The sequence below is a fragment of the Rhizobium sp. B230/85 genome, from assembly GCF_019355735.1.
GTDB lineage: Bacteria > Pseudomonadota > Alphaproteobacteria > Rhizobiales > Rhizobiaceae > Rhizobium > Rhizobium rhododendri.
In genome coordinates, this window is record NZ_CP072156.1 from 62,801 (window position 1) to 83,155 (window position 20,355).

Annotated in this window: 15 protein-coding genes; 8 read left to right on the forward strand and 7 right to left on the reverse strand. The window is 60.6% G+C overall.

Features of this window, described 5'->3' with window-relative positions; genetic code table 11:
* Positions 1-8: 8 nt before the first annotated feature.
* Positions 9-1,223 (reverse strand): 5-aminolevulinate synthase, encoded by a 1,215-nt coding sequence (gene hemA, locus J5289_RS00355; RefSeq protein WP_142824740.1) that lies wholly within the window; start codon positions 1,221-1,223, stop codon positions 9-11.
* Positions 1,224-1,595: 372 nt separating this feature from the next.
* Between hemA and J5289_RS00360 the strand changes: the two genes are divergently transcribed.
* The 3 genes from J5289_RS00360 (at position 1,596) to J5289_RS00370 (ending at position 8,223) form a co-directional block, all read left to right on the forward strand.
* On the forward strand, positions 1,596-1,877 hold the full coding sequence (locus J5289_RS00360) for a YMGG-like glycine zipper-containing protein (protein ID WP_111219818.1): 282 nt from the start codon (positions 1,596-1,598) through the stop codon (positions 1,875-1,877).
* Positions 1,878-2,054: 177 nt separating this feature from the next.
* Positions 2,055-3,986, forward strand: coding sequence for an autotransporter assembly complex family protein (locus tag J5289_RS00365; RefSeq protein ID WP_209207514.1), 1,932 nt, complete (start codon positions 2,055-2,057; stop codon positions 3,984-3,986).
* A 55-nt stretch (positions 3,987-4,041) separates the two neighbouring features.
* Positions 4,042-8,223: a translocation/assembly module TamB domain-containing protein gene (locus J5289_RS00370; protein WP_209185217.1), complete on the forward strand. Its 4,182-nt coding sequence runs from the start codon at positions 4,042-4,044 to the stop codon at positions 8,221-8,223.
* Here the strand turns inward: J5289_RS00370 and J5289_RS00375 are convergent.
* Positions 8,220-8,648: an Lrp/AsnC family transcriptional regulator gene (locus tag J5289_RS00375; RefSeq protein WP_111219812.1), complete on the reverse strand. Its 429-nt coding sequence runs from the start codon at positions 8,646-8,648 to the stop codon at positions 8,220-8,222. The genes J5289_RS00370 and J5289_RS00375 overlap by 4 nt on opposite strands.
* Positions 8,649-8,774: 126 nt before the next feature.
* Between J5289_RS00375 and rocF the strand changes: the two genes are divergently transcribed.
* From rocF to J5289_RS00400, 5 genes are all read left to right on the forward strand, one after another.
* Positions 8,775-9,710 carry an arginase gene (rocF, locus tag J5289_RS00380; RefSeq protein ID WP_209185219.1) on the forward strand — a complete coding sequence of 312 codons (936 nt, stop codon included), beginning with the start codon at positions 8,775-8,777 and terminating at the stop codon, positions 9,708-9,710.
* A 20-nt stretch (positions 9,711-9,730) separates the two neighbouring features.
* Complete coding sequence (gene rocD / locus J5289_RS00385; RefSeq protein WP_209185221.1) at positions 9,731-10,930, forward strand: ornithine--oxo-acid transaminase; 1,200 nt, start codon at positions 9,731-9,733, stop codon at positions 10,928-10,930.
* Positions 10,931-11,252: 322 nt separating this feature from the next.
* A complete protein-coding gene (locus tag J5289_RS00390; protein ID WP_209185223.1) occupies positions 11,253-13,043 on the forward strand; it encodes a PAS domain-containing methyl-accepting chemotaxis protein in 1,791 nt (596 codons plus the stop codon).
* Positions 13,043-13,519: a chemotaxis protein CheW gene (locus J5289_RS00395; protein WP_111219804.1), complete on the forward strand. Its 477-nt coding sequence runs from the start codon at positions 13,043-13,045 to the stop codon at positions 13,517-13,519. Before J5289_RS00390 ends, J5289_RS00395 begins: the two co-directional genes overlap by 1 nt.
* 391 nt (positions 13,520-13,910) lie before the next feature.
* The gene (locus J5289_RS00400; protein ID WP_209185225.1) at positions 13,911-15,683 is read left to right on the forward strand and encodes a methyl-accepting chemotaxis protein; all 1,773 of its coding nucleotides are present in this window, start codon (positions 13,911-13,913) and stop codon (positions 15,681-15,683) included.
* Positions 15,684-15,722: 39 nt separating this feature from the next.
* Here the strand turns inward: J5289_RS00400 and fdhD are convergent, their stop codons facing one another.
* From fdhD to J5289_RS00425, 5 genes are all read right to left on the reverse strand, one after another.
* Positions 15,723-16,484 carry a formate dehydrogenase accessory sulfurtransferase FdhD gene (gene fdhD / locus J5289_RS00405; RefSeq protein WP_219258334.1) on the reverse strand — a complete coding sequence of 254 codons (762 nt, stop codon included), beginning with the start codon at positions 16,482-16,484 and terminating at the stop codon, positions 15,723-15,725.
* Positions 16,485-16,551: 67 nt separating this feature from the next.
* A complete protein-coding gene (locus J5289_RS00410; protein ID WP_257623385.1) occupies positions 16,552-17,322 on the reverse strand; it encodes an SDR family NAD(P)-dependent oxidoreductase in 771 nt (256 codons plus the stop codon).
* 172 nt (positions 17,323-17,494) lie between these two features.
* On the reverse strand, positions 17,495-17,899 hold the full coding sequence (locus J5289_RS00415; protein WP_111219796.1) for a F0F1 ATP synthase subunit epsilon: 405 nt from the start codon (positions 17,897-17,899) through the stop codon (positions 17,495-17,497).
* A 69-nt stretch (positions 17,900-17,968) separates the two neighbouring features.
* Entirely contained in the window at positions 17,969-19,423 is a 1,455-nt protein-coding gene (atpD, locus tag J5289_RS00420) for a F0F1 ATP synthase subunit beta (RefSeq protein ID WP_142824730.1), read from the reverse strand.
* A gap of 21 nt (positions 19,424-19,444) precedes the next feature.
* On the reverse strand, positions 19,445-20,332 hold the full coding sequence (locus J5289_RS00425; protein ID WP_209185231.1) for a F0F1 ATP synthase subunit gamma: 888 nt from the start codon (positions 20,330-20,332) through the stop codon (positions 19,445-19,447).
* Between the last annotated feature and the right edge of the window lie 23 nt (positions 20,333-20,355).

The window sequence follows — 20,355 nt, forward strand, 5'->3', positions numbered from 1 at the left end:
GCGAACCGTCAGGCGACGGCGCGTGCGAGCGCGCAGCGTGCCCAGAGCGATTGCACAGCCTCGACCAGATGGGCGATATCCGCATCGCTGTGCAGCGGCGTCGGTGTGATGCGCAGGCGCTCGGTCTTCTTCGGCACCGTCGGATAGTTGATCGGCTGGACATAGACGTCGAAGCTGTCGAGCAGGATATCCGAGATCCATTTGCACTTGGCAGCATCGCCGACCATGATCGGGACGATGTGGCTGGGGTTCGGCAAATGCGGAATACCGGCGGCATCCAGCATGCCACGCAGCTTGCGGACCCGGTCCTGGTGGCGGGCGCGTTCGAAGCTGCTGGACTTCAGGTGCTGGATCGACGCAACAGCGCCAGCAGCAAGCGCCGGCGGGATCGACGTCGTGAAGATGAAGCCTGAGGCAAACGAGCGGATGAAGTCGCAGAGCGCTGTCGATGCGGCGATATACCCGCCCATCACGCCGAATGCCTTGCCGAGCGTTCCCTCGATGACCGTGATGCGATCCATCAGCCCTTCGCGCTCGGCGATGCCGCCGCCACGCGTACCGTACATGCCAACCGCGTGCACCTCGTCGAGATAGGTCATGGCGCCGTACTTGTCGGCGAGATCGCAGATTTCCTTGATCGGCGCGATATCGCCGTCCATCGAATAGACGGACTCGAAGGCGATCATCTTCGGCGCCTTGGGATCGGCAGCGGCGAGCTTGGCTTCCAGATCTTTCAGGTCGTTATGACGCCAGATCACCCTGTCGCACTTGGCATAGCGGATTCCCTCGATCATCGAGGCGTGGTTCAGCGAATCCGAAAAGATGATCATCCCCGGAATGCGCGAGCCGAGCGTGCCAAGCGCTGCCCAGTTCGAGACATAGCCCGAAGTAAAAACCAGAGCCGCTTCCTTGCCGTGCAGGTCAGCCAGTTCGCGCTCGAGAAGAACGTGGTAATGGGTCGTTCCAGAGATATTCCGGGTGCCTCCCGCACCCGCGCCACAGTGATCGATCGCCTCTTTCATCGCCGCGATTACCTTGGGATGCTGCCCCATTCCAAGATAGTCGTTGGAACACCAGACAGTCACATCCTTCGGTCCGTCGGCTGTGTGGCGCGTCGCGCGCGGAAAATCACCGCGATGGCGCTCCAGGTCGGCAAAAACGCGATAGCGCCCTTCCTGATGCAGCCCGTCCAACTCGCCCTTAAAAAACGCTTCGAAATCCATCATTTTCTCCAGTACCGTGACCGTGTTGTATGACTGCTGCACGGCACGTCAACCCTATCCCGTCCGACTGCGGCAAATGGCCGTAGTTTGGAATAGCTCAAAAGAGAAAATAGCCCATCGGCGCGCTTTTGCAATTGATCCATGCCAATGCGCGATGGACTTTCACGATGAAACAATTGCCTGACCTTGCGTTTAGAGCAGAGATCCATGTCGGCAAGCAACATTCAGCAAAAAACCGCATAGGTCGGTAGACAATCATATTTAGCGCTATATTTTGGTGTTTACACCAGCATTAAGACGGTGCTGACACCGCGCGGACACAATGGGGACGGCCAGCCGCTTTGACGGCAAAGCCAACGTGGAGAGAGATTTATGAAGAAAGTCCTAGCTTTCGTGCTGATCGGATTGTCGATCGCAAGCTGCACACCGACCGAGCAGGGTGCGGGTATCGGCGCAGCGTCCGGCGCCCTGATCGGCGGTGCGGTCACCGGCAATTTTCGAGGCGCAGCCGTCGGCGGCGCTATCGGCGGGTTAACGGGTGCAGCGATCGGCAGCGTCGCCGAACAGCCCGGCCAGTGCTACTACCGAGACCGCTACGGCCGTCGCTATATCGACGACTGCCCACGCGGCGGATACCGCAACGACGGCTACTAAGCCACATCGCCTCCAGCGCGCCCCGGACGAGGGTCCGGGACGTCTGCATCCCAGGGGCGCAGTCTCACGTATATTATTAAAATGCTACACATGGCGACTTTGAACCGCTATGGTGAGACGGCGTTAACGGTTTGGGACGCAAAGCTGGCTAAATTACAAGTAATCGTAAAGCGCCGTATGTACATCAGACGAACCGGCCCGGGGATTGGTTTTGCGTATCGACGAGCAGGCACCGTTATTGCGGTCGCGGCGTGCGTATTTGTGAGTCCCGCTCTCATCACTGATGCCTTCGCTTTCAAGCTCTTCGGCATCAATTTTTTCGGCAAGGATGAGGACAAAACCGATGCGGTCGCCGATCCCGTCCGCTATTCGGTAACGTTGAATACCGGCAACGCCGACAAGGACCTCAAATCTACGCTCGAGTTGAGTTCCATGCTTGAGGCCGACAAGGACAAGGCTGTGTCAGGCGATCTGGGCGTCGTCATCAAGGCCCGCGACGACCGCGACCGACTGCTGGCATCCCTCTACGAAAACGCGCGCTACGGCGCGGTAGTAACGATCACCATCAACGGCACCGATATAGACCAACTCCCGCCGCAGCCGACATTCGGCCGGGCGAAACCCGTGCCTGTGGTCATCACGGTCGATCCAGGCCCGCTGTTCAAGCTCGGCAAGATCCGACTGGAAGGCGACGCCGCCGGTCGCGACCCGACGAATTATGGCCTGGTATCGGGTGGTGACGCCGGTTCGCTGATCATCATCAAGTCGGCCGACAAGGTCGTTGCCGAGATGAAAAGCGAAGGCCGGCCGCTCGCCCGGGTGATCAGGCGCGATGTCGTCGCCGACCACGCGACAAATACGGTCGACGTCACGCTCGACGTCAAGAGCGGCCCGATTGCCAATATCGGCGACGTCACGGTGACCGGCGAGAAACGTCTCGATCCGACTTTCGTCCAGCGTTATTCGCGCCTTAACAAGGGGGATCGCTATTCCCCAGAGCAATTGAAGAAAGCCTCCGAACGGCTACGCAAGCTCGGTGCGATCGGCAGCGCAACGATCCATCAGCCCGACAAGCTCGCACCTGATGGCACGTTGCCGCTGAACCTGGAGATTTCGGAAGCCAAGCGCCACTACTTCGGCGCAGGCGCGCAATACTCAACCACCGATGGCTTCGGGCTGCAGGGTTACTGGGGCGATCGAAACGTTTTCGGCAAGGCGGAATCTCTACGCATCGAAGGTACGGTGTCCCGCCTTGGCGAAACCACCAACTACCAGGATCTCGATTACGAGGCCGGGATCATCTACACGAAGCCGGCCGCCGTGCTGGCTGCCGGCACCTTCATTGCCAGCATCAAGGCAGTGAGCACGAATCCGGACAACTACAGCGCCAGGACGATTACCGGCGATGTCGGCTACTCCTATGAGCTCAGTGACTACGACACTGCTCTGGCAGGCGGTCGCGTGAGCTACGAGGACAGCACCACCGATGCTTTCGGCGACCAGCAGTTCCTGACCTTCTCCGTACCGCTCGAGTATATCCGCGACACACGCGACAACAAACTCGACGCCACCGAGGGTTACCGGGCGACGCTCGACGCGCAGCCGGGCTACGAGGCGCTGGGCGGGACGATCTTTACGTCGCTCGAAGGCTCCATCTCCGGCTACAACGGCATCGGGTCCGACGACAACGTCGTCTTTGCCGGCAAGCTTGCAGCCGGCTCGCTGCTCGGCGCGGACAATATCTCCGACATCCCGACGACACGGCGCTTCTTCGCCGGCGGCGGCGGCTCTGTGCGCGGCTATGCCTACCAGGAAATTACCGCCTACAATGCCTTGAACCAGGCACTCGGTGGCACGTCCTATGCGACGGTGTCGCTGGAGGCGCGCGTCAAGGTGACCAAGACCATCGGCCTCGTGCCATTCATCGACGCCGGCAGTGTTACGGACAAGAACATCCCGGATTTCTCCGACGTTCGCGTCGGCGCCGGCGTGGGCTTGCGCTATGCCACGCCGTTCGGTCCGATCCGGGTGGACTTTGCCGTGCCTCTCAACAAGTACCAGGGCGGCACGTCCTATGGCATCTATGCCGGCATCGGACAGTCCTTCTGATAGTGCAGCAATGTCGACCTAAGATTCCGGCACGAAATGGGGTAACATCGCTCTGATGGGCACTTTGATAAGAGTTTTGAGCGGACTGACCAGGCTCGTCGGCATCGTCCTCGCAGCCGTCGTGGTGATTGCGATCGGCTTGGTCCTGGCGATCGGCTTTGCCCCGGGCGTGACCCGTTTTGCCGTCGATGAAGTCGCCAAACTCGCCTCGACGCCTGACCGCCGTATCACCGTCACGGACCCCTCCGGTCTTTTGACGGGCAAGCTGCGCGCCGGCAACGTTACGCTCTCCGACACAAAGGGAATTTTTGGCCAGATCTCCGGCCTGTCCGTCGACTGGTCGCCGCTTGCCCTCATCAAGGGCACCTTCCATGCCGAGACGATCGCCGCTGACAAGGTAGATTTCGTGCGCTTGCCGATCAGCACTGCGGAAGTCGTGCCGGAGCCGACGCAGGCAACGCGCACAGCGTTCACCTTGCCCGTCGCCGTCACAGTCGATGCGTTCAACCTGCCCGAGATCCAGCTCGGCAAGCAGATTGCCGGCAACGACTTCGCGCTGGCAGCCTCGGGCAGCCTCGATGCTGAAGGCAACAGCATGGCGATGAAGCTCAACGCCAACCGCCTGGATGTGCCGGACGCAAGGCTGGTGGCCGATGTCGTCTTTGCACCCGATGACAACCAGCTGAAACTCCAGGCCAATCTCGCAGAGCCGAAAGGCGGCATGCTGGCCGGTCTGCTGCGCTTGCCCGGAAGCCCGGCAATGAACATCGATCTTTCCGGCCAGGGTCCGCTCTCAGACTGGACCGGCAAGCTGCAGGCGGCCCTCGATGGCCAGCAGATGGCGACGATAGACGGGCGCCACGTGTTGTCGGCAGACGGCGTGCGCCACATCACTGTCAAGGGCGGCGGCAAGGTGGACTCTCTGCTGCCACCGAATTTCCGGCCTCTCTTTGCCGGCCAGACGACCATCGACGTCGCAGCCGCCTTTGACGGCAAAGGCAAGATCGATATCCAGACCGGCAATCTCGCGACAGGCAGCGTCGTGCTTGCGGCATCCGGGACACTCGATCCTGCCGGTAATAACAGTCTCAATGCCAATCTTATCGGCACCTCTGGACCGGTAGACTTCCGCTGGCCGCTGGCCGAAGGCGAGGCTCGCGCCCTTATTTCACGCGTCGATCTCGCCCTGACCGGCGCAGCAGGGTCGGCAAAAATCGATGCCAGGGCGCAGATCGACAGCGCCAGCGTTCCGCAGGGGCGGCTTTCAAAGGTAGACCTCACCGCAAAGAGCGATGATTTCAATGTCTCGGCAAGCTCCGGTCCGCTGCTGCTCAACCTGTCGGTCGGCGATGCTTCCTTCGTCAATCCGGACCTGCAGCGGGCAGTTCACGGCCCGCTCTCGCTATCCGCCCCCTTGCAACTCTCTTCCAACAATATCGGCTTCAATGGCACGACGCTGCAAAGCGGCGGTATCAACGGCACGCTCAACGGTCGCTACACGCTGACCTCGCAATCTCTGAACGGCAATTTCAAGCTGGCAGTAGCCCCCGCAGCACTGCCCGAAGCGATTGCCCAGAAATTCGATACGCCGATTTCGCTGGAGGCGCAGGTCGCCGGCACTATCCCGTCCAGGATCAATCTTTCCAATCTCCATCTGAAATCCGGTACCGCCGAGATCAACGGCAATATCGCCCTTGCGGACGAGGCACTGACAGCGGATCTTTCCGGCCGATTGCTCAAACTTTCAAAGCTGCTGGAAACTGCCGACGGACAGGCCGACTTCACCGTCAAGGCAGCGGGGCCGCTGGCAAAACTCGGCGTCGATGCCAGCCTGAAGGCGATCAACGTTAAACTGGCCGGTCGCCTGCTGGATACGCTCGACGTCGCTGTCAAAGGCGTCGCCGATCCGAAGGCGCCCGAGGGCAGCGTCACGGCGTCGGGTGCAATCGACGGCAAGCCGATCAACATCAGCGCCAATGCTACTTCCAAGGATGGCGCAACCGACATACCCGGCCTCAGCGTGGAGATCGGCGATAACAGCCTGAATGGGTGGCTGACCCTATCGCCAGGCTTCGAGCCGGCCGGCTCCTTGACCTTCGACTTTCCTGATATAGGGCTGTTGGCGGCACTGGCCGGTCAGCGGGCAGACGGCAACCTCCGGGGCGAGGTCAAGATCGACAACGACAACGGCAAGACCTCTGCCGTGATCAATGCATCCGGTTCCGGAGTGCGGCGAGACGATCTTTCCATCGTCAAGCCGGAGATCGCGCTGACCATCAGCGACCTCAAGGCATTCGCTGCCAATGGCAGCATTCGTGCGGGCGAAATCGCTTCCGGCACGAACAGGCTGGTTGCCCCGGCCCTGACATTCACGCAGCAAGGCAGCCGTACGGACTTCGATCTGAAGGCCAATTACGACGACAAGCCGGTGACGGCGTCAGGAAATGTCGTGACAGGCAACGGCCAGACGGTTGTCAGCCTCGATAACTTCGCGGCAACTCCGATGGCTATTCCTGTAAAGCTCGGCGCGCCGACGAAAGCAACGATTGCCAACGGCATCGTGACCCTTTCCGGACTGACCATCCAGACCGGCAGCGGATCGATCAACGTGACCGGCAGCGCCGGTGAGGCGCTCGATATCGAGGTAAAGATCACAAGCCTGCCCGCAAGTCTGGCGAACACCTTCATGCCAAGCCTCGCCGCCGAGGGTACAATCTCCGGAACGGCCAAGGTAACCGGCAAGCCGGCGGCCCCCAGCGTCGTGTTCCAGGCAGATTGGGCGAATGCCGCCACGAGCCAGACGAAATCGGCCGGCATTTCCGCGCTGGGCATCAAGACAAACGGCAAGTTTGCAGACAACAAGGTCACGATCGATCTCAATCTCAGCGGCCCCTCCGGTCTGTCGCTGAACGGTGGCGGCAGCGTCGAGGTTGCAGGCAGCAAGGCCCTGGCCCTGAAATTCGACGGCATCGTACCGTTCGACGTGCTTGCGGGGCAGTTGTCGGCACAGGGTTACGTCGCCAGCGGCGCGGCAAAGGTCAATGTCCAGATCGGTGGCACGACCGCAGCGCCGGCGATCACCGGTAGCGTCAACATCAGCGGCGCCAAGCTCCTCGATATCCGTCGCAACCTTGCGGTCAACGCAATCTCCGCCAACCTGACGCTGGAGGGCCAGCAGGCGCGCCTCGTCAGCCTGAATGCGACGCTGGGCAGCGGCGGCACAGTTTCCGCCAGCGGCACCGTCGGTATCTCCGGTGACTTCCCGGCAGACATCGCCATCAAGCTTAACAGGGCCACCTATGTCGACGGCACTCTCGTTACCGCCACCGTGGACGGCACGCTCGGCATCAAGGGACCGATCCTGACCGCGCCCGTCCTCAGCGGCAAGCTGAGGCTGGAGAAAGCGTCGATCACGGTGCCGGAAAAACTGCCCGCCTCGCTGTCGGAGATCAACATCCGCCACAAGAACGCCCCCGCCGCCGTAACCGCCCAGTTCAAGAAGGATCGGGCGCAAGGCGCCACGCAGAAATCGATGAGCCTCGGGCTCGACCTGCAACTCGATGCGCCGTCCCAGATCTTCGTGCGCGGTCGTGGCATCGATGCGGAACTCGGCGGCAGCGTCATCATCAAGGGCACGGCAGCAGCGCCGGTCGTCACCGGCGGCTTCACCATGCGCCGTGGCCGATTGACCATTCTCAGCCGCCGGCTGGATTTCACCGACAAGAGCCGCATCAGCTTTGCCGGCGACCTGACCCCCACCCTCGACATGGAAGCGACCTCGACGGCGAGTTCGACGACCGTGACCGTCAATGTGTCAGGCGTCGCCACGGACCCGACGATCGGCTTCTCCTCCTCCCCCGCTCTGCCGCAGGACGAGGTCATGGCACAGCTCATCTTCGGCCAGTCCATGGCCAAGCTTTCGCCGGTGCAGATTGCCCAGCTTGCCGACGCCGCCAGCCAACTGGCCGGTGGCCGCTCGACCTCGCTGTTCGAGGGTTTGCGCAACCAGCTCGGCGTCGACGACCTGGATGTCACTACCGATTCCAAGGGCCAGACCCAGGTCGGCGTGGGCCGCTACATCAACAAGCGCACCTATCTGGAACTGCAGCAGGGCACCGGCAATTCGACCAAGGCCGTGATCAACCTCGATGTCGGGCGCGGCATCAAGCTGCAGGGCTCGGCTGGCTCCAATGGTGCCGGTGGCGCCGGCGTCGTCTATGAACACGAATACGACTAGAAACCTGTCTTGCTGGTTTTCAGGAGAATGTTCGATTCCGTCGTGTTGATGCCGTCGATGAGCCGGATGCGCCTGAGTGTCTCGTCGAAGCCGGCAAGGTCATGGCTCTCCAGCTCGGCGATGAAATCCCATTTGCCATTGGTACTGTGCAGGGCGCGCACCTGCGGCAACCCGCGCAGCTGATCGGCGACCCGGTCCGCCAGCCTGCCCAGCACCTCGATCATCACGATCGCCCGCACACCGGCAGACCTTGTCTCGTGGCCGGTGCGTATCGTGAAGCCGGTGATGGTGCCGTTTTCCACCAGCCTGTCGATGCGCGCCGAGACTGTAGCGCGCGATGCGCCGGTTGCCGCAGCCAGCGATGAAACCGGTATCCGCGAATTATGCCTGAGTGCGCTCAGAAGCTCCCGGTCCAGATCATCCATAGACATCTCACTTTGTAAAATCGGCCTTAGCAATCTGCATAATCATACGCAAAAACCGACACTTTTCCATCTTTTTGCTGTCATCGCCGTAGGTCATATTGCCCTGACAATTCAGGGAACCGCCTCATGAACACCCACTCGACCTCTGTCACGCTGATCGGCGTTCCTCTCGAAGAAGGCTCTGGCCGACGAGGCGCGGCCATGGGGCCGACGGCGCTCCGCATCGCCGGCATCGACACGATGTTGATCGAGCTCGGCCATAGCGTTATCGATGCCGGTGACCTTCACCCTGAACCGGCCGGCGACTTGCCGGATCATCCAAAGGCTCATCACCTGAAGGTGGTCGGTGCCTTTACCCGGGCGCTGGAATCAAGCGTCTACGACGTGGCAAAGGCCGGCGGGTTTCCCATCATTCTTGGCGGCGACCATGCCTTGTCGATGGGCAGCGTCTCGGGGATGGCCCGCTATGCGGCCGGCATCGGCCGTCCGCTTTTCGTATTGTGGCTCGACGCCCATGCCGACTTCAATTCGCCGGTGACGTCTCCGTCCGGCAATATCCACGGAATGCCCGTGGCGTTTTTCTGCGGCGAGGCGGAATTCGCCGACATCCTGCCGAAGGAACGACCCTTCGTCGACCCGCGCAAGGTCTATCAGGTCGGCATCCGCTCCGTCGACCCGCATGAGCGCGATGCCATCCGCGAGCACGGTGTCAACGTCTTCGACATGCGCGCCATCGACGAGCAGGGCGTCGCTTCCATCATCAGCAACATCCTGACGACAGTGAGCAATGCCAATGGTCTGCTGCATGTCAGCTTCGACGTCGATTTCCTCGATCCGGACGTTGCACCCGGCGTCGGCACGACCGTTCCCGGCGGCGCCACCTTCCGAGAAGCCCATCTGGTCATGGAAATGCTTTCGGACAGCGGCCTCGTGTCGTCACTGGATCTCGTCGAACTCAATCCGTTTCTCGACGATCGCGGCAAGAGCGCCCGCGTTCTTGTCGAACTGACGGCCAGCCTGTTCGGCCGCCGCATCTTCGACCGCCCGACCCGCGCCGCCTGATCCTGGAGAGGAGACCGATCGTGACCTTGTCCGCCAATCTCATAGCCACCGAACAGCGCCTCGGCGCCCACAACTACAAGCCGCTCGACGTCGTCCTGTCACGTGGCGAAGGCGTGTATGTCTGGGACACCGACGGCAATCGCTATCTCGATTGCCTGTCCGCATATTCGGCGGTCAACCAGGGTCACTGCCATCCGAAAATCCTTGCGGCCATGACCGAGCAGGCCGGCAAGCTGACGCTTACCTCGCGGGCTTTCCGCAACGACCAGCTTGCCTACCTCTACGAAGAGCTCGCCGCCCTCACCGGCTCGCACAAGATCCTGCCGATGAACTCCGGGGCCGAGGCAGTCGAGACTGTCGTCAAGGCGGTCCGCAAATGGGGATATGAGGTCAAGGGCGTCGCCGGGAACCAGGCGGAGATCATCGTCTGCTCGGAGAACTTCCACGGCCGGACGCTCGGCATCATCAGTTTTTCGACGGACCCCGATGCCCGCAACGGCTTCGGCCCCTACGCCCCCGGCTTCGTCACCGTGCCCTTCGGCGATGCCGATGCACTGGCGGCAGCGATCACTGAAAATACCGTTGCGGTTCTGGTGGAGCCCATCCAGGGCGAGGCCGGCGTCATCATCCCGCCGGCAGGCTATTTCACGCGTGTCCGCGAGCTCTGCACCGACAACAACGTCACGCTTATCCTTGACGAGATCCAGACAGGGCTCGGCCGTACGGGCAAGCTGCTGGCTGAGGAGCATGAAGGCATCGAGGCGGACGTGACGCTGATCGGCAAGGCGCTGTCAGGCGGCTTCTATCCGGTGTCGGCGGTGCTTTCGAACTCGGAGGTGCTGGGGGTCCTGAAGCCCGGTCAGCATGGCTCGACCTTCGGCGGCAACCCGCTAGCCTGCGCCGTCGCCCGGGCCTCACTGAAGGTGCTGACGGAAGAAGGCATGATCGAGAACGCCGCCGTTATGGGCAACCGCTTCCTCGATGGCCTCAGGGCAATCCGGTCCAACATCGTCAAGGACGTTCGCGGTCGCGGCTTGATGATGGCGATAGAACTGGACCCGGAAGCCGGCGGCGCAAGGCCTTACTGCGATGCCTTGAAAACACTCGGCATTCTGGCCAAGGACACCCACGGCCATACCATCCGCCTTGCACCCCCGCTTGTCATCACGGCAGATCAGGTCGACTGGGCCGTCGAGCGACTTGCCAAGGTGCTCGCATAGCACGACCCTTTCGTTGTTTCTATAGTTAGATGCATGCGTGCTTACCCCTAGGATTTCAGGGGTAAACAATAGAATCTAAGTAAATTTTTAATGACTTCATTCTAATACAGATAGCAACGCGCATCAGACTTCCGAATAAAAATGACATTTGACAAATTTAAAATTTTCGTCTGAACTACAAATAACTCAACGCACAGCAAATAATCAGCCATACTTACAAATTAGATAGAATATAAAATGAAAATGGGCGGCGCTCACATTTTACATTCTGCTGATTGGCGAAGTGTGCCTTGACGACATTGCTTCCTTGGAGGAAAATTCTATGTCGATCATACCGTTCAGTTCCGGGGCCAAAGCCAAGGCGATCAACGCAGCCCTCATGAAATCCCAGGCAGTCATAGAGTTCGACCTGACAGGGAAAATCATCACCGCCAATGAAAATTTCTGCAACACGCTTGGCTACAAGCTGCAGGATATCGTCGGCAGGCACCACAGCATTTTCTGCGACCCCGCCTATGTCGCATCCAGCGAGTACCGCGCCTTCTGGGCCAATCTCGGCGACGGCAAGTTCGATTCCGGCGAATATAAAAGACTTGCTAAGGACGGACGCGAAGTCTGGCTTCAGGCGACCTACAATCCGGTTCTGTCGCACGGCAAACCCTGCAAGGTGGTCAAATTCGCCAGCGTCATCACCGACGCAAAATTGCGCGCGGCCGATGCCGAGGGCAAGCTCAATGCGATTTCCCGCGTCCAGGCCGTGATCGAATTTACGCCTGGTGGAGAGATCCTTACGGCAAACGAAAACTTCCTGTCGCTCCTTGGATATAGGCTCGAGGAAATCAGCGGCCGTCACCACCAGATATTCTGCGACCCGGCCTATGTTTCAACGCCGGCATACAGGAAGTTCTGGGAAACGCTCGCCTCCGGTCAGTTTATCGCGGAAGAGTTCATGCGGATCGGCAAGGGCGGCAAGGTCGTCTGGATTCAGGCTTCCTACAACCCTATTCTGGACATGAACGGTCGCATCTTCAAGGTCGTCAAATTCGCAACCGACGTCACCGAACGCGTCCGTGCAGTCGCAGAACTGGCCGCTGGCCTGACGGCGCTTGCCAACGGCGATCTGGTATCGCGCATTGAAAAGCCGTTCATTCCGACGCTTGAAAAAGTCCGCGTAGACTTCAACCACTCCGTCGAGAAGCTGGAATCCGCCATGCGCGTGGTGGCCGAAAATGCCAACGCGATCGCCGCCGGCGCAAGCCAGACCCGCACAGCCTCCGACGAGCTCGCGCGGCGTACCGAGCAACAGGCCGCCGCCGTGGAGCAGACAGCCGCTGCCCTGGAGGAGATTACCCAAACGGTTGCCGATAGCGCCCGTCGGGCCGAGGAATCCGCCAATCTGGTGGCCCAGACTAGAAGCGGAGCCGAACTCTCCGGAGCGGTCGTGCGCAACGCCGTCAATGCGATGGGGGAAATCGACAAGTCTTCGCGCGAAATCAGCAACATCATCAGCGTCATCGACGACATTGCCTTCCAGACAAACCTGCTGGCCTTGAACGCCGGCGTCGAGGCAGCGCGGGCCGGAGAAGCCGGCAAGGGCTTCGCAGTCGTCGCCCAGGAAGTCCGCGAACTCGCACAGCGCTCGGCCAAGGCGGCCAAGGAGATCAAGACACTGATCACCACCTCCTCGATGCAGGTCAAGAACGGCGTGTCGCTCGTGGATGAAACAGGCCGCGCGCTGGACACCATCGTCCGCCAGGTCGGCGAGATCGACACGAACGTTGCCGCTATCGTCGTTGCCGCGCGGGAACAGGCGACCGGGCTGAAAGAAATCAACAACGCCGTCAACTCCATGGACCAGAACACCCAGCAGAACGCGGCCATGGTCGAGGAGACGACAGCGGCAAGCAGCAGTCTCGCCAACGAGGCCGAGAGCCTGCGCGAGTTGTTGGCGCAGTTTAGATTTGGGCAACACTCTTCCACTATGATTCGCTCAGGGCGTCCCGATGCCAGAGCGACGACGGGTTCGGCGCCCGTATCGAGGGTGAAGGCCGTTCGCGCCAGCGGTCGCGGGGCCACAGCCGCGCTTGCTCAGGAAAATTGGGAAGAATTCTAATGGCAACCATCACGACAACGAGTTTCAGCGGCGAGACCCTCGAGATCATCGCTTTCCGGCTTCACGAGCAGGAATTCTGCGTGAAGACGACCACCATCCGCGAGATCCGCGGCTGGGCTCCTTCAACCCCGATCCCGCATGCACCGTCTGACGTCATCGGCGTCATGAACCTGCGCGGTTCGGTGATCCCGATCATCGATCTTGCCTACAAGCTCGGCATGAAGAGCACGGTCGCCAACGAACGCAGCGCCATCGTTGTCGCCGAGGTCCACAACATGGTGATCGGCATGCTCGTCGACCGCGTCTCCGACATCCTGACGATCGGCTCGGACCAGGTGCAGCCGGTCCCGGAAGTCACCGCTTCCTTCGATCGCTCCTATTGCGAAGGCATCATCGCCACCGAAAACGGCATGATCTGCTTTCTCAACCTGGCGAAGATGTTCAAGGAAACCGACGCAGAGGACATGGCTGCTTAAAGACGTGGCCGCATAAAACTGCCGTCGCCTTCCACAAATGAAACCGCTCCGTTCCGGGGCGGTTTTTTATTGCCGTCATGCCTGAACCCGTGCGCCCGCAGACATTATACTGACCGCACAATCTTTGGTTTTATTGTCTATTTAGAATATACCGTAATTTAACTATTTTTATCCATCTTTGTATTGCGACATCATGTTGCGGACAGCTTAACGCAGACAGCCAGTGCAACTCTGGCGCACCTAGCAAATCGATTATTCAAATACGGCCGTTCCGGATGGATCGGCCAACGTCTCTTCGTGCGATGTGCCTGAGGGCTGTTGTCGCGCCTGGAGGTTTCAATGGAGCATTGGCGCTGGCGTGGGGCTGCGCCAGGAAATGAGGCACCTCGCTATGAGCTTCGGACTGACTTCAGACGCCCAGCATATTCTCAATGCCATCTCGCGATCACAGGCAGTGATCGAATTCGACCTGACAGGCAAGATCCTGAAAGCAAACGAAAACTTCTGCAACGCGCTCGGCTACCAGCAGAGCGAGATCGTCGGCAAGCACCACAGCATGTTTTGCGACCCGGATTACAGCGCCTCGCAGGAATATCGCAATTTCTGGGCCAGCCTTGGCCGCGGCGACTATGCTTCAGCCGTTTTCAGACGCATCGGCAAGAACGGTCGGAATGTCTGGATTCGGGCAAGCTACAATCCCGTTCAAAAGAGCGGTAAGCCCTACAAGGTCGTCAAATTCGCCTCCGACATCACGGCCGCATACACCAAATCTGTCGAGGACGCAGGCAAGCTGGATGCGCTTTCCCAATCTCAGGCCATCATCGAATTCACACCGACGGGCGAAATCCTCGTTGCCAATGAAAATTTCTGCAATGCGCTCGGCTATTCGCTCAGCGAGATCGTTGGCAAACACCACAGCATGTTCTGCGATCCGGCCTACAGCCGCTCCGAGGAGTATGCAAACTTCTGGCGCCGTTTGGCGGGTGGCGAGTTTGTTGCCAACGAGTTCGTCCGCCTCGGCAAGGGTGGTCGCGAAATCTGGATTCAGGCCGCCTACAATCCGATCCTCGATGCCAACGGGAAGGTCTTCAAGGTCGTCAAATTTGCGACGGATGTCACCAGCCGCATGAGTGCCATTGCGAAACTCGGCGAAAGCATGAAGGCACTGGCGCAAGGCGATCTCACGCAGACCATCGACACGCCGTTCGTACCCTCGATGGAGCAGTTGCGTCGCGATTTCAACGACGCGCTGGGCAAGCTTTCGGCGGCGATGGAGACTATCGGCGGCAACGCCAGCGCTATCGCAGCCGGCTCGCGCGAGATTGGCACGGCGGCAGACGACCTGTCCAAGCGGACGGAGCAACAGGCCGCCTCCATCGAAGAGACGGCGGCAGCGCTCGAAGAGATCACGACCGCTGTCAACGACAGCAGCAAGCGTGCGGACGAGGCCGGACGGCTTGTCGCCCAGACACGGCAGGGGGCCGAGCAATCTGGCAATGTGGTGCGCAACGCAGTTGCCGCAATGGGCCAGATCGAACAATCGTCCCGCGAGATTAGCAGCATCATCGGCGTCATCGACGACATCGCCTTCCAGACCAACCTGCTGGCGCTGAATGCCGGCGTCGAGGCTGCCCGTGCCGGCGAGGCCGGAAAGGGCTTTGCAGTCGTTGCCCAGGAGGTCCGTGAACTCGCACAGCGCTCCGCCGGGGCTGCAAAGGAGATCAAGGGGCTGATCAACAAGTCCGGCCAGTTGGTGAAAAACGGTGTTGCACTGGTCGACGAGACCGGCAAGGCACTAGAAGAGATCGTTCAGCAGGTCGGCGATATCGACAAGAATGTCATCGCTATCGTCGTGGCCTCGAAGGAACAGTCTCTCGGCCTCAAGGAAATCAACCAGGCGGTCAATGCCATGGATCATGCGACCCAGAAGAACGCCGCCATGGTCGAGGAAAACACTGCGGCGAGCCACAAACTTACGCACGAGACCGAGGAGTTGCGCGCACTACTCGCCCAGTTCGGCGTCGCCGGCGACAGGCCCTCACGCACGGCAGCCGCCTCACCACGTTCCCGGACCGCGCCATCGCCGGCTCGCCAACCGGTGATGCGGGCTGCCAGAAGTAGCGGTTCGTCAGCAGCCGTCGCCGAGAGCTGGGAGGAGTTCTAGCCGCGAGCCCAGAGGGTTTGGGACCGCATGCGGACTCGCTCAATCGAGTGCCGCGTCGATGATCCGGCCGGGGTGGGTGAATATCTCGAAATCCTCCCCCCGGACCAACGCGATGAGCGTCATTCCCGCCTCCTCAGCCGTCCGGATGGCGAGAGCTGTCGGGGCTGATATCGCAATCAACACGGCGCTGCCGAGAATGGCGGCCTTCTGCACCATCTCGACCGACAATCGGCTGGTGACGACGACCGCGCCTAAGCCGGCGTCCTGCCCGGCACGAACGACCGCACCACACAGCTTGTCCAGCGCATTGTGACGGCCGACATCCTCGCGCACGGCCGAAAGCCCCTTCCCCGGCAGGTAAAAGCCCGCACCATGCACAGCCCGGGTCTCGCGATGCAGCGGCTGCGCGGCATTAAGCAAAGCGACGGCCCCGGTGACTTCGGCCATGGTCAGTGTCGGGCCGACACCCGAAACATCCGGTATCGGGCGCACAGCCTGCTCGATCGACTCGATGCCGCACAGGCCGCAGCCGACCGGCCCGGCCATGTGACGCTTGCGGGTGCGCAACGCGTCCGCCACCGCATCGACAAGAGTGATCTGCACGTCGATGCCCTCGTCATCCTCTACAGCCTCGATGGCGGCGATCTCTCCGACGGAGGTGACGATACCTTCCGTCAGGCTGAAGCCGACAGCGAAATCCTCGAGATCGGCGGGTGTCGCCATCATCACCGCATGCGAGGAGCCGCCATAGGAAAAGGCAATTGGCACTTCCTCGGGCACGCTCCGAAGGCTTCGAGCCATCTTGCCATCGCGGCGCGCAATTCTCTCGACATGCGCAGTCGTCTCGAACTTGCTCAACGCTTTCCCATCAGCAAATCAGCTGCCCACCGTTGATCTCGATCACCTGGCCAGTGATGTAGCCGGATAAGGATGGTGCCGACAGGAACAGGTATGCCGGCGCGCAGTCCTCTGCCGTCCCTAGACGCTGCAAAGGGATTGTGCGTCGGGTCGCCTCGAGTTTTTCTTCGGACGAATAGCGCTCGTGGAATTCTGTCGTGATCGTCCCCGGCGATACGCAGTTGACGCGGATACCGTCCGGCGCCAGTTCCCGCGCCAACGCCTTGGAATAGGTGGCAACGAAAGCCTTCGAAGCAGAATAGATTGCCGAACCCGGACTGCCTCCCGTCAGCGCGGAAATCGATACCGTGTTGACGATGGCCGCCTGCCCCGAGGCTCTCAGCAACGGCAGCAGTCCACGTGTGACCTCGACGACAGCCGTCTGGTTGAGCTGCACCACGGCCTGATATTGCGCATCGGTGAGATCGGCGGCCGGATAGCGTCCCAGCATCGTCCCGGCGTTGTTGACCAGCACATCCACCGTCCCAGCATGTTCGCCAACGGCCTTGACGAAGGCAGACGTCCCATCGGCAGCACCGAAGTCGGCGGCAAAGATCACGGCACGCCCTGTATTTTTAGCGTCGCTGAGAAAAGCCGGCAATGGGCGACTTTCATCCCGGCCGATATGCACCAGCACGCGCGCGCCGCAGTCGAGAAACTGCCGCGCCACCTCAAGCCCGATCCCACGGCCCGCACCCGTCACGACGACGGTGCGGTTGGCAAACAAATTGGATTGAAACACTAGAACTCTCCCAGGCCCGATGGCTCCCATCCCGCTATCATAGGGTTTAGATCCACGAAGGAAAGCCGATTGGCGGGAGGTTTAGCGGAGAAATCGGTATCGGACGAACAAGCCGGTTCAAAAAATAAAAGCGGCCGAAGCCGCTTTGAAGATCTTGTCCTGACGCTCTGTATCAGTCGCGGATGACGCTACCCTGCAGATGCGAAAGTTCCATGATGAACTGCTCGAGCTTCGACTTGTGCTCGTGATGAACGGCATCGTTGAGTTCGGCCTGCGCCGCGTCGATACGACGGGTCAATTCATCGCGCTGCAGTTCGTCGACCGGAACGGCGGATTCGGCGAGCAACGTGCAGCCCGTCGGCAGGACGTCTGCAAAACCGCCGAAAACCACATAGTCCTTCTTGGCACCGGTGCTGGAGCGGACGCTGACCACACCTGGCTTGATAGTGGTCATGGTCGGTGCATGGTTTGCCATGACCGTCATCTCGCCTTCGCTCGCCGGAATGACGACAGCCGTCACCATTTCGGACAGCAGCAGCCGCTCGGGAGACACCAGTTCGAATTTGAAATCAGCCATGGACCGTCACTTCTCGATTGTCTTTGGTAAGGCAGTGGCGCTGGCAAAGCCTGGCGCCACCGACAAGCATCAAACGGCAGCAGCCAGCTTCTTTGCCTTTTCGACCGCTTCCTCGATGGTGCCGACCATGTAGAAGGCAGCTTCCGGGAGGTGGTCGTAATCGCCGTTCACGAGGCCCTTGAAGCCCTTGATCGTATCTTCGAGCGCAACGAGTTTGCCCGGAGCGCCGGTGAAGACTTCGGCAACGAAGAACGGCTGCGAAAGGAAGCGCTCGATCTTGCGGGCGCGGGCAACCGACAGCTTGTCGTCTTCCGACAGTTCGTCCATGCCGAGGATGGCGATGATGTCCTGCAGGGCCTTGTAGCGCTGCAGCGTCGACTGAACCTTACGAGCAACTTCATAGTGCTCTTCGCCGACGACCAGCGGGTCGAGCATGCGCGAGGTGGAGTCCAGCGGATCGACGGCAGGATAGATGCCCTTTTCGGCGATCGAGCGCGACAGGTTCGTCGTTGCGTCCAGATGGGCGAACGAGGTTGCCGGAGCCGGGTCGGTCAAGTCGTCGGCGGGGACGTAAATCGCCTGAACCGATGTGATCGAGCCCTTGGTCGTCGTGGTGATGCGCTCCTGCATCTGGCCCATGTCGGTGGCCAGCGTCGGCTGATAACCCACGGCCGAAGGAATACGGCCGAGCAGAGCCGACAGCTCCGAACCCGCCTGCGTAAAGCGGAAAATGTTGTCGACGAAGAACAGAACGTCCTGTCCCTTGTCGCGGAAGTCTTCGGCGATCGTCAGGCCGGTGAGCGCAACGCGGGCGCGCGCACCTGGTGGCTCGTTCATCTGACCGTAGACGAGAGCTGCTTTCGAGCCTTCGCCGCCGCCCAGCTTGTTCACGCCGGATTCGATCATTTCGTGGTAAAGGTCGTTGCCTTCGCGGGTGCGTTCGCCGACGCCGGCAAACACCGAGTAACCGCCGTGCGCCTTGGCGACGTTGTTGATCAATTCCATGATCAGAACGGTCTTGCCAACGCCGGCGCCGCCGAACAGGCCGATCTTGCCGCCCTTGGCATAAGGTGCGAGCAGGTCGACGACCTTGATGCCGGTAACAAGGATCTGCGCGTCAGTGGACTGCTCGATATAGGCAGGCGCTTCCTGGTGGATCGAGCGCTTTGTCGCGGTGACCAGCGGACCTGCTTCGTCGACCGGCTCGCCGATGACGTTCATGATGCGGCCGAGCGTCTCGGGGCCGACCGGAACGGTGATCGGGGTGCCTGTATCGGTGACGGTCTGTCCGCGAACCAGGCCTTCGGTGGCGTCCATTGCGATCGTGCGGACGGCGTTTTCGCCGAGGTGCTGCGCGACTTCCAGAACAAGGCGGTTGCCGTTGTTCATGGTTTCCAGCGCATTCAGGATCTTCGGCAGTTCGCCGTCGAACACAACGTCAACGACGGGTCCGATGATCTGCGTGATCTTGCCGGTCGAACCGACTGCAGGCGTTGCTGCTGCGGGGGTAGCTGCCATAGCCATATTCTTACCCTCTTCCTAACCTCAGAGCGCTTCCGCGCCCGAAATGATTTCAATGAGTTCCTTGGTGATCTGCGCCTGACGCTGGCGGTTGTAGCTGAGCGTCAGTTTGTTGATCATCTCACCAGCGTTCCGGGTCGCGTTATCCATTGCACTCATCTTCGCGCCCATCTCACCAGCAACGTTCTCGAGGAGCGCGCGGAAAACCTGGACCGAGATGTTGCGCGGGATCAGATCCGTCAGGATCGACGCGGCATCGGGTTCGTATTCGTAGATCGCATTCGCCTGGGTCGCTTCCGTCGCGACCGGTGCAGTCGGCACGATCGCCGGGATAAGCTGCAGCGCCGTCGGCACCTGCGATATCACAGACTTGAATTCGGAATAGAACAGAGTGCAGACATCGAATTCGCCGGCATTGAACATCTCCACGATGCGCTTGCCGATTTCATCGGCATTGCCGAAGCCGATCTTCTTGACGTCGCGAAGTTCCTTGCGCTCGACGATCAGCGAAGCAAACTCGCGACGCAGGATGTCATAGCCCTTCTTGCCGACGGTGAAGATCTTGACCGTCTTGCCTTCGGCCAGCAGCCTGCGGGTATGATCGCGGGCAAATCGGGCGATCTGCGAATTGAAACCGCCGCAGAGACCACGTTCCGCCGAGCAGACGACCAGCAGATGAACCCTGTCCTGACCGGTTCCACGCATCAGCGCGGGCGCCTCGTCACTGGTGCCGACGGCCTGCGTGATGTTTGCAAGCACGGCGCCCATGCGCTGCGAGTAAGGGCGGGCAGCCTCGGCCGCCTCCTGAGCACGCCGAAGCTTCGCCGCTGCGACCATCTTCATCGCTTTGGTGATCTTCTGCGTCGCCTTGACGGAGGCGATCCGGTTTTTCAGATCCTTAAGTGAAGGCATCCGTTATCCGTCCTAAAGTGATG

Excerpts from the sequence above, each read along its gene's own strand:
- hemA (WP_142824740.1), bottom strand. The coding sequence starts at position 1,223 with ATGGATTTCGAAGCGTTTTTTAAGGGCGAGTTGGACGGGCTGCATCAG.
- J5289_RS00360 (WP_111219818.1), top strand. The coding sequence starts at position 1,596 with ATGAAGAAAGTCCTAGCTTTCGTGCTGATCGGATTGTCGATCGCAAGC.
- J5289_RS00365 (WP_209207514.1), top strand. The coding sequence starts at position 2,055 with ATGTACATCAGACGAACCGGCCCGGGGATTGGTTTTGCGTATCGACGA.
- J5289_RS00370 (WP_209185217.1), top strand. The coding sequence starts at position 4,042 with ATGGGCACTTTGATAAGAGTTTTGAGCGGACTGACCAGGCTCGTCGGC.
- J5289_RS00375 (WP_111219812.1), bottom strand. The coding sequence starts at position 8,648 with ATGGATGATCTGGACCGGGAGCTTCTGAGCGCACTCAGGCATAATTCG.
- rocF (WP_209185219.1), top strand. The coding sequence starts at position 8,775 with ATGAACACCCACTCGACCTCTGTCACGCTGATCGGCGTTCCTCTCGAA.
- J5289_RS00390 (WP_209185223.1), top strand. The coding sequence starts at position 11,253 with ATGTCGATCATACCGTTCAGTTCCGGGGCCAAAGCCAAGGCGATCAAC.
- J5289_RS00395 (WP_111219804.1), top strand. The coding sequence starts at position 13,043 with ATGGCAACCATCACGACAACGAGTTTCAGCGGCGAGACCCTCGAGATC.
- J5289_RS00400 (WP_209185225.1), top strand. The coding sequence starts at position 13,911 with ATGAGCTTCGGACTGACTTCAGACGCCCAGCATATTCTCAATGCCATC.
- fdhD (WP_219258334.1), bottom strand. The coding sequence starts at position 16,484 with ATGGCTCGAAGCCTTCGGAGCGTGCCCGAGGAAGTGCCAATTGCCTTT.
- J5289_RS00415 (WP_111219796.1), bottom strand. The coding sequence starts at position 17,899 with ATGGCTGATTTCAAATTCGAACTGGTGTCTCCCGAGCGGCTGCTGCTG.
- atpD (WP_142824730.1), bottom strand. The coding sequence starts at position 19,423 with ATGGCTATGGCAGCTACCCCCGCAGCAGCAACGCCTGCAGTCGGTTCG.
- J5289_RS00425 (WP_209185231.1), bottom strand. The coding sequence starts at position 20,332 with ATGCCTTCACTTAAGGATCTGAAAAACCGGATCGCCTCCGTCAAGGCG.